At 43.5% G+C, this 16,427-nt stretch carries 7 protein-coding genes; all 7 read right to left on the reverse strand.

All coding sequences use genetic code 11. From position 1 onward, the window contains the following. Positions 1–223: 223 nt before the first annotated feature. The 7 genes from PCH02S_RS12395 to PCH02S_RS12425 all read right to left on the reverse strand — a co-directional run bounded on the left by PCH02S_RS12395 (position 224) and on the right by PCH02S_RS12425 (position 16,287). On the reverse strand, positions 224–3,199 hold the full coding sequence (locus PCH02S_RS12395) for an S-layer homology domain-containing protein (protein WP_127453370.1): 2,976 nt from the start codon (positions 3,197–3,199) through the stop codon (positions 224–226). 240 nt (positions 3,200–3,439) lie between these two features. After that, complete coding sequence (locus PCH02S_RS12400; RefSeq protein WP_127453371.1) at positions 3,440–6,529, reverse strand: S-layer homology domain-containing protein; 3,090 nt, start codon at positions 6,527–6,529, stop codon at positions 3,440–3,442. A 389-nt stretch (positions 6,530–6,918) separates the two neighbouring features. Then, the gene (locus PCH02S_RS12405) at positions 6,919–10,809 is read right to left on the reverse strand and encodes an S-layer homology domain-containing protein (protein WP_164819540.1); all 3,891 of its coding nucleotides are present in this window, start codon (positions 10,807–10,809) and stop codon (positions 6,919–6,921) included. A gap of 265 nt (positions 10,810–11,074) precedes the next feature. Continuing rightward, entirely contained in the window at positions 11,075–12,184 is a 1,110-nt protein-coding gene (locus PCH02S_RS12410) for a glycosyltransferase family 4 protein (RefSeq protein WP_127453375.1), read from the reverse strand. A gap of 132 nt (positions 12,185–12,316) precedes the next feature. Then, complete coding sequence (locus PCH02S_RS12415; protein WP_127453376.1) at positions 12,317–13,102, reverse strand: WecB/TagA/CpsF family glycosyltransferase; 786 nt, start codon at positions 13,100–13,102, stop codon at positions 12,317–12,319. A 51-nt stretch (positions 13,103–13,153) separates the two neighbouring features. Further along, entirely contained in the window at positions 13,154–14,263 is a 1,110-nt protein-coding gene (gene csaB, locus PCH02S_RS12420; protein WP_127453378.1) for a polysaccharide pyruvyl transferase CsaB, read from the reverse strand. Next, positions 14,239–16,287 carry a DUF5693 family protein gene (locus PCH02S_RS12425; protein WP_307719933.1) on the reverse strand — a complete coding sequence of 683 codons (2,049 nt, stop codon included), beginning with the start codon at positions 16,285–16,287 and terminating at the stop codon, positions 14,239–14,241. The genes csaB and PCH02S_RS12425 overlap by 25 nt, the downstream gene beginning before the upstream one ends. Positions 16,288–16,427: the final 140 nt, after the last annotated feature.

Genomic DNA, 16,427 nt, shown 5'->3' on the forward strand with positions numbered 1-16,427 from the left:
AAACTTATAACCAACGGGACAACGGGACGACATTGAAATAACTTGCTATCAATTTCGTGTAGCTTCTTTTCTATCACCTCGTCTACATGAATTAGTATACTATTATCTCGCCATTAATTCATTGACAAGTATTTTCCAAGTAGATAGCTAGATTAGTCTGTGCTCGCACTAGGAAAATGCAAAAAAAGAAGACCCCGAAGGGCCTTCTTCTCCTCCAAAATAATTACTTCACAATTACCGACGTTACAGTCGACTTGCCATTTGGCGATGTGATGATCAAATCAAATGTTGTGCCACTATCAGCTTTGATTGTTCCGTCAGCACTAATCTCCACTTTTCCTTTAACTTGATCCGCGGAGAATGCCAGACCCATCAAATAGTTGTAAGCTGGTGCTTCATCTTTGTCGTACTCAACACCATAGTTATCCGTTACAGTCAGATCTGCTACCGCATAAGCATTAGCACCTGTAGAAATCGTTGCTTCCGATTCCCCAGCTTCCAACTTGTCTACAGCAACCATATCGCTTTTTACCGTTACAGGTACACTTGCTTGTTTAACATTACCGTCAACCGTTTGATAAGTCACACTCAATGTTGCAGTGCCTTCTTTATTCCCCATAACAAAAGCTTTACCGGCATCCTCTCCAGTACCCATCGCAACTTGTGCCACGCTAGGGTTCGAAGTTGTAATTTGTGTAGCCACAGCCGGAAGCTCAACGATTTCACCTGCAGCGTTTTTAGCTGTAATTTTTACTTCGCGGGATAATTTGCTTTTTGCAATTGACAATTCACTGTCCTTTACAACATCACTATCCATAGCATTGAACAATGGTGCTACTGTTCCAACACTATAAGTTAAATCTGCGTTTTTACCAACAACATTAAGTGTTCTTTCTACTTTGGAAATCTCTTGATCACCTTTAAGAATTTGAGCAGTGAACTTAACGTAAGTCCCCTCTTTTGCTGCGCTTGTTGTTTCAAAAGTGAACTCATCATTGAAAGCTTTGTAGTCGTTAGTACCTTTTTCGTACGTATTTTTCGTCAATACGTCGCCATTTGGCGTAAGAACATGCGCAGTAGCATTATCAATAACATTACCATTTACATCATAAGTTACTGCTGTTGCGACGACGCTATATTTCGTATTGCCATCTGCCGTTGGAACCACAGAACCATTGCTGTTTACATAGTTGGAATCATCCAACACTTGACCATATTGGTCAATCACGCTGAACTCAAAATCAGAAGTTGCTCCAGCAACAGCATTTTTAGCTGGCACTGTTACTTCTTTCAAATGGTCCGCAATACGTGCATCGTGAACAGTGTACGTTTTAGTTGCTGTGCTGCTTGCATTCGCAGTTGCAATAACTGCTGTCACAGATACTGCTCCGTTAGAACCAGCATCAATTTTATCTAGTTTAATCATACCCTTGTGCTCACCCGAAGTTGCAATTGTGCTGCTGCCCGTTGCCCCAGAGATTGAAACTCTAATACGTTCAGCGTTCGCATCGCTTGCCAAATCGTCTGCACTCAGTTGCTTGCCATTTGCATCATAAGCCATCAATGGAACATATACATCTGTGTCTCCGGATGCAATCACATCATTCATGTCGCCAATTTCAATTTTAGTCGCTACTTTTGCGGATTGAATGCTCACTTTACCTGTTGCAGTTGCCGCTTGGTTAAATACAGTGAAGCCGAAATCTCCCGATTTATCAATATCTTTGAGCAAGGAGATTTTCACTTGTGGAATGTCGTTGCCGTTATCTTCAATTACATAGTTAACATCTTCACTTGCAAGATAGTCATTCCAGATTAAGCTAGTATCTTTAAGCTTGTCTTCACTGGATAGTGTTTCATAGGACATAACAGAACCATATTGGTCATATAAGTTCAAATCAAACTTAACATTTTCGCCTTTCGCATTTAGAGCGGTGCCCACAGAATAACGCGGTTGGCCTAGCTCAAGTTTCGTCAAGATTGGTTGCGTACCAAGCTTGAAGTTTTTTGTTACAGTGATATGGCTGTCATTATTCACAATTGTTACTGGAATCACAGTTACACCTTGCGTCGTGTCATTTGTGTTAGTGTCCAATGTGATCAGTAGTGTGCCATCATTGTCTTTTGTTATTTTCGTAAAAGTTGCAGCTGATGTGTATACATCGTAAGAACCTGCATTTGTGGAAGCAGCTTCACCATATTGGTTTACAGCTTTAGCTTTAACAATTACTTTATCTGCATAAGCGATCGTGTCATTCGCGGATACGAATTCGATGTTTTTCATTACTTCGTCTTCGCCTTTAAAAGTAGCTGTCGTTTTATCAACAGCAGCTTCATCAAGACCGCTCATATTTACTGTGTACTCGCCATTGCTGATTTTAACGTCTGTTAGTGTTAAAACCGCAGATTTTTTATCTGCCGCGAAAGCGGTAGTTGTTACAACATCAGAGTTACCTTTTTTCAAGGATAACTTGGTTTTTTCTACATCAACAGGCTTGTTAAAGGTAACTTCAACTTTTTGAACTCCAGTTGCTTTCGCTCCAGTAACAGAAACTTTACCAGCCGGTACATATTGTTGTTTTGCTTCATAAGCGCCAGTTAATAAAAGATCCCGAGTTGCGTTAGCTTGGCCGCCAAATGTACCATCTTCGCCATTAGTTAAAAGTTTCAATTCAAGTGCTAAAGCAACATAACCTTGTGCCCAATCGGAGACTGTTTTGTCCGTGCCTGTTTTACCTTTAGCAACTTCGTCTTGTCCAAGAACGCGTACCAGGAAAGTAGCCAATTGTTCTTTGGTTACTTTACCTGCCGGATTGTATTGACCTTCCGCATAACCGTCAGTTACACCAGCTGTTTTCAAAGCTTCGATATAAGGAAGTGCATAACCATTGGCTGAATCGTCAACACTAACGTCAGTGAAGCTCGATGTTTTCAAATCTTGATTTACGTCAAGACCCATAATTAATGCGGCAACTTTTGCAAATTGTGCGCGGTTCATTTCATCTTTCAAACCAAAGGTTGTTTCGGATACGCCATCGAAAATACCTGCAGAGATCATCGCGTCGAATTTTGCTTTAGTAGCGGCATCCAGATCCTTCAAATCTGTGAAGTCAGCAGAGGATTTCGCTGCGAATGCCAAGGATGAGAACATGGAAAGAGCCATAGCGGAAGTAAGAACTACGGAAAGTGTTTTTTTCATAAAGGTTTGTTTCCTCCTAATATTTAAAGTTTTTTGTTATAAAAACTTAGGATTAACTTTTTGAGTGAATAGTGCCTTGCAATCATTTTCGTATATCTTTTTGTATATCATCTCGGCTACAAACTTAGTATACTATCGACTAGTGATAAAATCATTGATAACTATTTCCCATGGTGATTTATGCAAAGCATATAAATAAAAAAGAAGGCCAATTGGCCTTCTTTCTTGAAATGGTGAATCTTATTTGTTATTAGCTGTACCAGTTACAGTTACTGCAACCACATCGGATTTACCACTTGGTGATGTAATTGTTAGATCAAAGGATCCATCAGCATCAGATGTTTTCGTTACTTGAATGTTACCATTCGCATCGATGGACACTGCAGAAACGTTAGCGGAGTAGCCGTTAGCAGAGAATGTTACGCCGAGTACACCGTTAGCTTTTTGAGCATCTTCTTGCTCATACTCAACACCATAGTTATCAGTAACAATTAGGTCTGGATTGATGAATGCATTGCCACCAGTTGTAGCAACTGTCATTGTGCTGTCTGCTTCAACTTTGTCAACTGCAAGTGCATCGTTTTTCGATGTTACTGCAACAGTAGCTGTTTTAATTTCACCTTTAATTGTTCTGTACGTTACATTCAATGTAGCTGTACCTGTTTTGTTACCAAGAACATATGCTTTACCACCAACAAGCGCTACTTTTGCAACTGCGTTGTTCGATGTCTTAATGTCTGTGATTGTACCAGCTGGAAGTTTTACAGTGTCGCCAGAAGCGTTTTTAGCTGTAAGTTTAACTTCTTGTGCAAATACTTGAGATTTCGTTACATCTTTCAGATCATCAGCAGAGATCGCTGTACCATCAGTACCATAAGTCGATCCAACAACTACGCCGCTATCACTAAAGTTGAACAATGTTGGAACAGCGTTCACGGAGTAAGTTAGGTCGTCTGTTGCACTAGCAACTGTGATCGTTCTTGTCAATTTGGAGATCTCAGTACCATTTTTCGTGATTGTTGCTGTGTAATCTGCTTTTGCACCTTCAGTAGCACCTTCAGTTGTGAACAGTGTGTACTCGTCATTGAATGCTTTGAAGTCACCAGCAGTTTCACCTTTACCAAAAATGGCAGAAGTAATTGCATTGTTGTTATCGTCACCTTTTTTCAGGCCGATTGTACCAGCAGCAGTACCTGTAGCTGTTACTTCAACTTTTACTTGATACTTGTTGTTCGAACCGTCAACGAAAGTTGGAGCATTGTTACCTTGGCTATCTGTGAAATGTGCATCGTCAAGTACTTGGCCGTATTGGTCAATAACCGCGAGCTCAATATCAGATTCTCCACCTTTTACAATGGATTTCGCAGGATCTGTTACTACTTTGAAGTGATCAGGTACACGAGCGTCAGCAACTGTAAATGTTTTTGTGGAAGTGCTGCTTGCATTCGCTGTTGCGATGATCGCTGTAATCGATACTGCACCTTTAGTGTTGTTGCTAATTTGGTTCAGTTTAATTGAACCTTTGTGCTCACCGGAATCAAGGATGCTAGCAGTTGTTTGACCTTCAACACCAGAAACGTTCACTTGGATACGTTTGATGTTTTCATCGCTAGTCAGGTCATCCATGCTTAATTGGTTACCAGCTGCATCATAAGCTACGACAGGAATATAAACTTCTGTGTCACCAGCCGCGATCACATCGTTCATTTCACCAATTTCAACTTTGTTCGCAAGTTTCGAAGATTTAATGGATACTTTACCACTTGCTGTAGCTGCTTGGTTGAATACTGTGAAGTTATAGTCGCCAGCTTTATCTACATCATTGAGCAACGAGATTTTCACTTGTGGGATATCATTACCGTTATCTTCTACTTCTGTTTTCACATCTTCAGCTGGGATGTAATCGTTCCAGATTACAGTTGTGTCACCGAACAATTTAGACGTGCTTGTGTTACCGTTGCTGTATACTTTTGCGTTCATCAAAGAGTCGTAAGAGATTGTACCACCGTATTGGTCAAACAGGTTAAGGTCAAATTTCACGTTTTCGCCTTTACCATTTAGTGTTGTACCTACGGAGTAACGAGCATCACCAAGCTCAAGTTTTGTCAAGATTGGTTGTGTACCCAATTTGAAGTTTTTCGTAGCTGTGATGTGGCTGTCGTTGTTAACAATAGTTACTGGGATTACAGATACACCTTGTGTTGTGCTTTCATTAGCTGTATCCAAAGTGATCAACAAAGTACCATCAGTATCTTTTGTGATCTTAGTGAATGTTGCCGCAGATGTGTATACATTGTAAGAACCAGCGTTTGTTGTTGCATTCTCACCATATTGGTTAGAAGCTTTTACTTTTACGATCGTTTTATCTGCATATGCGATTGTGTCGCCAGCATTTACGAAGTCGATTTTTGTAAGAACTTCATCTTCACCTGTGAAAGTTGCTGTTGTTTTATCAACTGTAGCTGCATCCAAACCGGAAACAGTTACTGTGTATTCGCCATTGCTTACTTTTACATCAGTCAATGTTAAAACCGCGGATTTCTTGTCATCAGAGAATTTTGTAGTTGTAACAACATCGCTAGTTCCTTTTTTCAAGCTCAACGTAGCTTTGTCTGTATCAACCGGCTTGTTGAAAGTTACTGTTACTTGTTGCGCACCTGTTGCTTTTGCGCCTGTAACGGAAACTTTACCAGCTGGTACGTATTGTTGTTTTGCTTCATAAGCACCAGTCAAAAGCAGGTCACGAGTTGCGTTAGCCATACCGCCGAATGTACCATCTTCACCGTTAGAAAGAAGTTTCAATTCAAGCGCCAATGCGACATAACCTTGTGCCCAACCGGATACTGTTGCATCTGTACCTGTTTTACCTTTAGCTGCTTCATCTTGACCAAGAACACGAACCAAGAAAGTAGCCAATTGTTCTTTCGTTACTTTACCAGCCGGGTTGTATTGGCCTTCTGCATAACCGTCAGTAACACCAGCAGTTTTCAAAGCTTCGATGTAAGGAAGTGCATAACCGTTAGCCGCGTCGTCAACACTAACATCAGTGAAGCTGGAAGTTTTCAAATCTTTATTAACGTCAAGACCCATGATCAATGCAGCAACTTTTGCAAATTGCGCACGGTTCATTTCATCTTTCAGACCAAATGTTGTCTCGGATACGCCGTCGAAGATACCAGCGGAGATCATCGCATCAAATTTCGCTTTTGTAGCAGCATCCAGGTCTTTCAAATCTGTGAAATCCGCAGACGATTTTGCTGCGAATGCTAGAGATGAAAACATGGAAAGAGCCATAGCGGATGTAAGGACTACGGATAGAGTTTTCTTCATAAGGTTTTGTTTCCTCCTAATATTTTAAAGTTTTTTGTTATAAAAACTTATAACCAACGGGACGACAGTTTGAATCATTGTTTCAGCCGTTCTATGTAGCTCCGCGGCTATCATCTCGGCTACACGACTTAGTATACGTGAGTATATACTAAATTTCATTGATAAGTATTTTCCAGTAGGCTCTATTTACTAGATAAATAATTATCGGTTTGTGCATGTATCACTCACATTTACAATTTACATGTTAATTGTGAACTAAATAAGTAGAGAAGCTGAAATTAACCTAAAAGTTAGCTTAAGATAAGCTGAAACGATTTTTTGACCATAAGAAAAGCAAAAGACTGCATCCGATTATATCGGAGCAGTCTTTGTTCACTTCAACTCAAGATTTAAGGAATTTTCTTCTGTTGCTTAAGAACGCGGTTAGCAATCGCCGCAGCTTGCGCTCTGGTCATATTGCCCTTTGGATCAAAGCTGTAGGTTGGCTTCTTCTGTCCTTGAACAGGCGCGTTTTCAATGCCATCCATTAGTCCTGCTTTAATAACTGCTTCTATAGAAGCTATTGAATAGGTATCCATGTCACCTGCATCTGTGAATTGCTTTTTAAGATTAGCAAGTGATTTAACTGAATCCGCGCTGGTTTTCATGTTTGCTGCTCTTTCGATCATAACAGCGGCATCTTGACGGCTAATAGAATTGGTCGGAAGGAACAAGCCGTTAGAGTTACCTCTGACGATACCCGCACGTGCTCCGGCTTCAATATGCATGAAGTCATACAAACTGCTGCTATTCGGCAATCCAAGGCCTCTACGCACATCCGCGAAAGTACCCTGGAAGTTAGGGTTGGTCGGATCGTTTGTATGATACGTTGTATCTTCATTTACTAATGGGATATTAAAAATGTTAACCAACATCGTTACAAACTCACCGCGAGTAATAGCGTCATTCGGCAAGAACTGTCCAGGTGTCTTATTATTCATAATCCCTTTGGAATAAAGAATATCCAGGTAATCGCGGGCCCAGTCATGATTCGTTACATCATTAAAGCTGTTATCCATATACATGACTTGGAAATAGCCGAAATTTTCAACCGGTACTTTGATCGTATGGGATTTGGCATCTACAACGCCGCCAATATTCTTCCAACCTACGTATTGGTTCCCGGTTCCGCTTGGATCCAAGAACGTACCGAATTGGTACACAGTGAGATACTTCCAAGAGTCGTTACGAATCTCTTCATCGTATTTCAACGTTAGCGTTCCACGTTCCGTAGGTATAACTAGATTTTTAATGTAACGGGAGTAAAACGCCGTCTCCCCAGGTCCAGGTAGCGATGGAGATGGTAGGTTACCACTGCCTTGTAGAGCGTCTTTAAGCGTCGCATTTGTGCTTGCTGCACTACTATCAATCGAACCGCCATCAATCCAGAACAGTTTACTGGCAGCTCTGAATCGTCCTGTTGGCTCTTGAAGAAAGCGCATGCCGGCTTGAGTCTCAGAAGCCTTATCTACACGCCCGTCATCTTGATTGGCAATCCCAAACACTAATTTACGATCAGATGTGATGAATTGTTCCGTTTGTGTACGGTCATTTCTCATCAACTTCGTGTCTTTCGGGAAAGTTAATGTAAGATCCCCATCGAACAGGCTCATTTTAGCTGCAATATTCGTACGATACTGTGCACCTTCAATTGGTGTATTCAAATTATTGAGAATAAATGTACCTTTTGATTTAGCACTGCCTCGAATAACTTCAAAGCTAACTGTATTTTTTCCTGCTTTCAAGTTCGGTACATCCAAACGGAAAATACCTGGCGCAGTAAGTTTGGCTTCTGTTTTATTATAGATAATGGAGTCTGCTCCATCAGCTTGAATCACGACAGTTTGGAAATTTGTATTTACATTGGCTTGATCAATCTTATCTGCATTTTTAACGAAATTTGTTGGTTGAAGAAGCAGATAGTCTACAGGCTGTTTTGTAACAGTAATCATTTTGCTTGTCGTACGACCAGTCTTATTCTTAGCCACCAGTTCTAACACATAATCTCCATACGCATCCAAACTTAAAGGAGTCGATATTTTGAATTTGGTCGTAATTTGGTTACCATCCAGTGGATTGGTCACTTGAGAGATTTGGGCTAGTAGCGGTGTAGTACCAACAGTAAGAGTGGAACCATTAGGAACACTTCTTACATATAAAATAGCTGTTGAAGTAGCATCTGCTGAATTTAATTTTGCGTTTAACACTGTACCAGAGAGCTGCAGCTTATCAGACGTCGTCAGGAAAGCTCCAGGCACTGAGCTAGGTGTAAAAGGCGTGATAGCTGGGTCAAGGGCTAGTTCTTCAACTAGCGGTGCGAAATCGCTTAAAACGAAGATCTCATAAATCGTTTGTGTAACAAGCACTTTTACGCCTGCAGGCTTCAAGTACAGTGAGAATTTAATTGTTTTCTTACCATCTGCATCAAAAAGGGAACTTGTATTACCAGGTAGAATGAATGCTGTAGCAGGAATAGTGAAGCTTCCGTCTGTCTTAATCATTCCAGGTAGCAAAGCAATATTTGAATCATTAACAGACAACTCAACATCACCGTAGTTTGACGCAGGTAGATTAACGATTTTACCTGTGATACAAGGAGCCGCACCTTCTGCACAAGTGATTTGAGCCGGATTACTCACTACTTTCCCATTATAAAGACTGTTCACAATGACGTAAGGTGCACTCGAGATATTCAACTGATACACTTTGGCACCAGCTTGGTTATAACCGGTTGTCGCATTCCACGGAACCAATGTCAGCTTGGTGGTGCCATCCGGAATATCGTGAAGATCAATCTCCGCTACGCCCGCAGTAACGTTCACATCACCATTGCCTGCAAATCCGGGGATCGTTACTTTCACTTTATCGGCATTGCCATTAACATGAAATTTGAGTTTTGCAGGAAATTCATTGATTTGATTCGTTCCTTGCTCTGTAAGCTTAACTTCATAACCTGCTCCAACAGGTGGAGCAAAATATTGCGCAGTGTAATCAATGTAAGGCAAAGTTGGGTTAACGAAATTAAAATTATATCTGGTTGTATATTCTCCACCCAAACTTGTAACGAATTTGACGTCGATTTCCTGAGAAGTCGCAGTACCGCTGAGTGGTAGGTTTGCTTCAATATGATGGACATCGTAAGCTGTTCCACCTGTTACAGTCGCAGGATTAACCAGGCTAGGAATCGTTCCACTAGGAACATTAGGGTTAACATTCAAGTAGCCGCCAATAGGGGTTGTCGAATTTGTTGCAAATGTATAACGGAGAGTTGTCCCACTTCCCGCAACGCTGATATCCGCGTATAAGTAATCTGGGCTACCTGCCGTAATGTTTCCTTTACTGTTCTTTAAATCAGCTGTAAAAACAATGTTATTATCCGTTGAACTCACCAAATTAGGGATATTGACCAATGCTTGGTCTGAGTTCCCTGCTGCTGCCTCTTTAAAACGAACTTTACCATTATAAGCAAAGCCTAAGCCATTGTTATAAATAAAGTTTCTTGACGTTGTATAATAGTTTGTCGGGTTCTTGGCAACGAAAGTGATTAGATTGTCCCCTGGCGTTAAGGTGAGATCCGAAGCCCTTCCCGTGTTTGTTAAGAATGTAAAAATACCGCCAGAAAAATTAGTTGCTTCATAAGTAGTTCCCGATACCGTAGCGTTTACTTGATAAGCATTATTAGAATTACCTGTAATTGTAAGATTCGTATAAGGACCTGTTGCTGGGTACATACCACCATCTGCGAAATCAACATCATTGATTTTCAAATTTGTGATGTTGGATACCGGTGTGAAGTAAACCCAAGCCGGCTTAGAATCAACCGTTGAAGTGCTTCCGTATTTAACAACAATTTTATTTAAACCTTCCGTTAATTGAATATTCTCAAAGGTAATTTGGTTGCTGTTATTAGGATTTTTGATCGCGCGATTTGTTTTGTTTGGTGTCGTAATACCTGTGGTCATATTTTTGATTTCATAGAAAACGTTCGTAATCTGATCATCCGAAATGCCCCCAATGTCTGCACTTAGCGTAATTGGGTTTGCCGTAATCCTTGGAATCAATGCATCAAGGAATTGATCAGGATCCTGGACCACAGTAGTATCATTAGGGTCAGTATGTACGTAGTAATTCGTAATATTAATTACAGGCGCGGCCGAAGCCCCGAGTGGTGGAAGCAAGGCCAACAACATAGCAACCATGAGGCTGATGCTAATCCACTTATTTCTTTGCTTGGTCTTCAAAGCTAGTTCCTCCTTATGTCCTCTAAATTCCATTCATTCGACATAGCAATGCTGCTAACCGTCGGTTAGACAAACTTACTTTCGACAATCCCTCCCAAATCCTTCTATCATTCTCCATGATTTGACGCGGTATACCGCCAAAAGTTCTTGTACCTTTCTTATCGGTCAAAACCTCTCAATTGTTTAGAGAAAGAAATAAGTTCACAAAATAGAAAAAAAATCCAACCCGAAGGTTGGATTTGAGTGAAACAGGTATAAGTGCTGTTTATTTGCCCATCCGGTCGCTCTGCACGGTCTTGCCTACAAGTCTTTGCAGGAAATTAAGAACCGGCTTGCGGCTTTTACTAATGATGCCGATTGCTTCTGCTCCGACGAGCATCACTAGGAATAGAGCAACAATGATCATGATTAATCCCCAAGTGGAATCCTGGGAAATGAAGACGGAGCAGATTACCGCGCTGCCGCCGAATACGGATGCAATACCGTAAATGATCAGTACGCTTGTACGATGGCTGAAGCCAAGCTGCAACAAGCAATGATGAAGATGGCTTTTGTCCGGTGCCGAAATCGGCAATTTATTCACATAACGACGCATAATCGCAAAGAAGGTATCCGATAAAGGTACGCCTAAGATCATAATCGGGATTAGAAGCGATACAACAGCTGCTTGTTTAAAGCCTAGGATCGACAATGTCGCAAGTGCGAAACCTAAGAATAAAGCGCCCGAGTCGCCCATAAAAATTTTGGCGGGATGGAAGTTATAGAACATGAATCCTACGATACTTCCTAGCAAGATCACAGCCAATAGAATAACAGTTACATTGCCCATCATAAGCGCTAAAACAAGAATTGTAGTAGTAGCAATACCAGATACTCCCGCTGACAGCCCATCTAGACCGTCAATCAGGTTAATGGCATTGGATACGCCGACAATCCATAATATCGTAATCGGGATACTCAACCAGCCGATAGGCAGATTCGTCTCTCCGAACGGAATGTTAACGAGATCGATTTTGAGGCCAAAGGAAACGACGATACACGCAGCAATGAGCTGCCCAAGAAGCTTCCATTTGGGGGATAGTTGAAAACGGTCATCCAAAGCCCCTGTGATGACGATAACTAACCCGCCGAGCAGCAAACCGAACGCTGCATTGGAGTTAACGGCATCAAGCGCTGGAGAGACGACGAAATAAGCTCCGACGAAGGCAAGGAAGATAGCTAGACCTCCGAGACGCGGCATAATTCGCGTATGAACTTTTCGATGGTTGGGGGCATCTACAGCTCCAACCCAGAAGGCAAATTTTTTGACCAGGGGTGTCAGCAGCACTGCAATAATGCAGGCAGCGATGAACCCAATCGCGTATAATCCATACATGTCTTCTTCACAGCTCCTCTTGTCTTGGGTGGCAGGTGATCCGCCGAAGAGAATTATACTCCCATTTTTCCACAAATACTACTGCTAATTTTGTCTGAAATGACCGTTTTCAGCCAATTTTCATAAAAATTTTCATGGTTTTGTGACTTTCTCTTTGTCACGCATCACTTTCATCGCGAATTTAGGGAGTAATAACATTCTTTTGTAGCGCCACGGCTCCTGCAACAGGCGGTAAAACCATTCAAGACGTAGTTTTTGGAATACAACCGGTGCTCTTTTTAGCTTGCCCGAAAGAACATCAAAACTTCCCCCGACTCCCATCATAACCGGAACGCCGATCTGCCCTTTGTATTTGCCGATCCAAGGCTCCTGATTCGCTGCCGCTCTCCCTACAAATAGAAGATCCGGTGCGGCATCTACAATGGATTGAATCACTTCGGCATCCTGCTCATCTTTGAAGTAACCGTCACGCACACCAACGAGCTTGATTCCAGGATAATTCTTGCGTATTTTGTCCGCTGCCGCTTGAATCACTTCATTGGAAGCCCCGAGCAGATAGACTTTCCAGCCTTTCGACTCTCCAACCTTCATCAGCTCATTTAACAAATCGTAACCAGGGACCCGCTCTGCAACTGGCTCTCCAACATAATTGGCGGCCCAGACCACACCTGTTCCATCAGGAACGATAAGCTCGGCGCGCTTCATCATGCTCATATAGGCGGGATCATCCAGCGCCGACATCACCATAATCGGGTTGGCGGTTATGATTTGATGAGGCTGTCTTTGTTCAATCGCCTTGGCTAGGTAGGCAACCGTTTGGTTCATGCTCATTTTAGAGATGGGAACCCCATATATGCTGACTTTCGGTATAGCTTGGGCAGAAACAACTCCAGCTGTCGTTGTCGATGTTGAGCTCATAGATATCTCTTCCTTTATGTGACGTTGGCTTTCACGTTTTGGTTGATTTTTTTATTTATTAAAAAAAGAAACGATGCTTTTCGCAGGGAACTGGGCCTGCGCCTTAAGCTCCTCGATGGCGGCGCGCTTGGACGCCGCCCAAGCTTCTCGGCCATCCAGGAGAGCCGCAGCCTCCTGGGCCAATGCATCCGCATCGAAACGAGACGTCGATGCGGCAGCTTTCATGCCAAGCCTATGGAGAAACTGGTCGATCTTCGGATCGTACGAGATGCCTACCATAGGCACATACTGCGAGGCTGCATAAATCAAGGAATGCAGCCTCATCCCGATCAGCAGGTCGCAACCCGCGACCTGCGCGAGCATATCCTGCGGATGGACGATGCCCGGCACCACCTCCACCCGCGACCCGTGATCGCCCAACCGGTCGATCACGAACTGCGAGGCCACCTCGTCCGAAGGGAGGTGGAAAGGCAAGAACCGCAGCCGCACGCTAGGATCGGCGGCGAGCAGCTGTGCCAGGGACCGCGAGAGAGCTTCCAGCTCCGAGCGGTCCTCGTTCCAGAAGCGGACGGACACGCCGACCGTCCGCACGCCCTCTGCCGACCCGCTAGCACCAGCCTCGCCGCGAAGCGGCAGGCCCATGACCGGGTCGGGCACGACGGCGATGCGCTCCCGCGGGAGGCGCATCGTCGTCAATAACTCCGCGGACTCCGTATCGCGGACGGAGATGTAGGCGCAGCGTTTGAACACGCCGCGGATCCAACCATCGAACATCCGGCGGTTCACCGGGCCGATGCCTTGAGAGTATATAAACGTAGGCTTCCCAAGCCACTGTGCGATTTTCAAAACGGCTAAGTAATACGGAATCGTCTTGGAGCTTGTAGCATCCTGCAATAAGCTCCCACCGCCGCTGATCAAACCGTCTGCTTCCCGCAGAGCGCTGAGAAGTGGACCAGGTTTCATGCGGTGATAGGATTGGACGCCGTACATCGCTGACGTCTTTTCCGGATTCGCAGAAAGTACAATCGGCTCAATACGAATGCCCTGCTCCCGGCCTTGCTCCTCTAAAGCGAACAAAATCGATTGAAGAACAGCCTCATCCCCGCTATTATCGAAACCGTAGTAGCCCGATAGCGCTATTTTGACAACCTTGGCACCCATCGTTTCCAACTCCTTGTGATGATTTCCCAAGCTGCGATAAGAACGAGGCCAATAATCGCGCCAAAACCGATACCGTAAGATATACGGATGAGAGAAATATGAAGCGGTGTATGCAAGTGAGCAAAGGTATCAACAATGGAAAGCTGCCCAATTACACCTATGAAAATCAAGTAGACAGCATGTCTATAGCGTATAGATAAGTATGCACCGAGAATGAATAAAGGATGAGCCACCAAGAACTCTTTCGTACGCGGGCGTACACCTAGTGTGTTTTCCAAGAACGAACGGAATAGTTTTTCCACCGTTGAAGCTTGTCCTTCGTTACCCGTGCGAGACAAGTAATAGAAAACAGCAGCCAGGGCAATTCCCGCAACAACGATCCACAATACACTAATGAAAGATGTAAGGATACGACGAATATGCATGATTTTATCGCTATAGGTATTGCTCTCGCTAAAGAACAGCAAGTAAACGCCCGCAATTGCTATTGGCAGTAGATGCAGCGCACCTACACCACGGAATTGCTGCAGAACAAGCGAATACGTAATGTGATTCAGAAGCGCAACCTCGTAGACGACACCAAGAAGTGAGATCGCCGATGTCTTGATGAGCGTCCATATTGCAAACGCAAGACCTGATTTCCACTTCGCTGCGGCTCCCGATCGAACCGTTCGAATCGCCAGCATAATCGCAATACTTGGGGCGGAAATTGCCGCTCCCAAGGCAAGTCCTTGTGCGTATAAATTAGCTGATAAGGTATGCAAAGCAACCAAACCGAGCAGTCCAAGCACAAAAAGCACAAGTGTAGCTTCTGGAATGAAGAAAGAAATCATGAGCACGATGATGCTTAAACCACCAATCAACATAAAGACGCTGGCGATTTTTTGCCATCCTGTTGTATGCACTTCAAAAGTCTGCGCTGAACCAAGCGTAAAGCCAGCTTTCTCAATGCGCGGAATCGCCCCATCCTTGCCCTGCAAGCTCTCGTACAAGGCGGATAGAGGGTCTACTAATTTGCCTTTATCCAGACTCTTCAGCGGTTTGGCATTTAAGAAAACCATCCGGATGTTGCGATCCTTCACCGCAAGCACGAAGCGATCCGCAACGCCTTGAATGCGGTCTTCCAGCTCGGCCTTTTTCAGCGGCTCCATGAGTTTCTCTCCATCTTTCTCCGTGAAAGAATGCAGCCGGACGACATTATAGTTCGTCTGTTTCGCTAACGTATTGAAACCCTTCTGAGGCTCTTTCAGTAATTCGATTGCAGCTAAACCGATGCCATTCTTGTTCAACAGATCCGCCATTTTATTAAGGCTAACTTCTGTATCTTCTTCCGTATAACCTGGAACTTCATTGCCATCGACAATGATTCTTTTCACGCCCATATCATGCAGCTGCTTCAGGAACTTATCCATCTCATTCGTGACGAAAGGTCGGCGATTAGATAAACGTACTACAATGTGGAAACCTTGATCCTTCAGCATTTGCAGCGTAATCGGGTCAGGATCCATTCCCTTAATTGAAGCATCGTCCATGCTCATTTGAATGATGAGCCCGTTACGGTTTTTGAAGCTCCATGGTTTAATGCCAACGTTTAGGTCAGCAAATGTTTTCTGAATTAATGGCTCCAGCTTTTGCTGGGTCGCACTGTCCTTGAACAACACATAGGTGAAGTTCTCGTTAGGATCACCAAAGGTTTGCGTAAGCGCGGCAGCGTCCCTCGAGTTATACATCTCAATATGACGGCTTTCTTTGAACTCGCCTAGCGTGCTTTCATACACGGCCATTGATCCAATGCCAGCGGCCTTCATATTTTTCAGCTGCTGCGCGATGAAGCTCTGCGGGTTTGTTTGCAAATCCGAAATATCCAATAAGTCGCGATAGTCAAAAACGAACTCGACGTTCTTCGTCGAAGTTTCCGTCAGGTGACGCGTGTAAGCTAGCGGAAGCGAGCCTAACATGCCGATAATGACAAGCCACCACAATACATTTTTGAGCGGGTTATTCCATGTTTTATACCAATTCACCAATTGTCCACTCCTTAGAGCATTTACTTTCTAGTCCCATATACATTCGAAAACCCCTTCAGCTCCTAAACTCGAGGAAATAGGCCCAATGAATACGGATTTATTCCATCTATTCATTAGACGACCTACCCCTGACTTAG

The organism is Paenibacillus chondroitinus NBRC 15376 (assembly GCF_004000765.1).
Classification (GTDB): domain Bacteria; phylum Bacillota; class Bacilli; order Paenibacillales; family NBRC-103111; genus Paenibacillus_E; species Paenibacillus_E chondroitinus.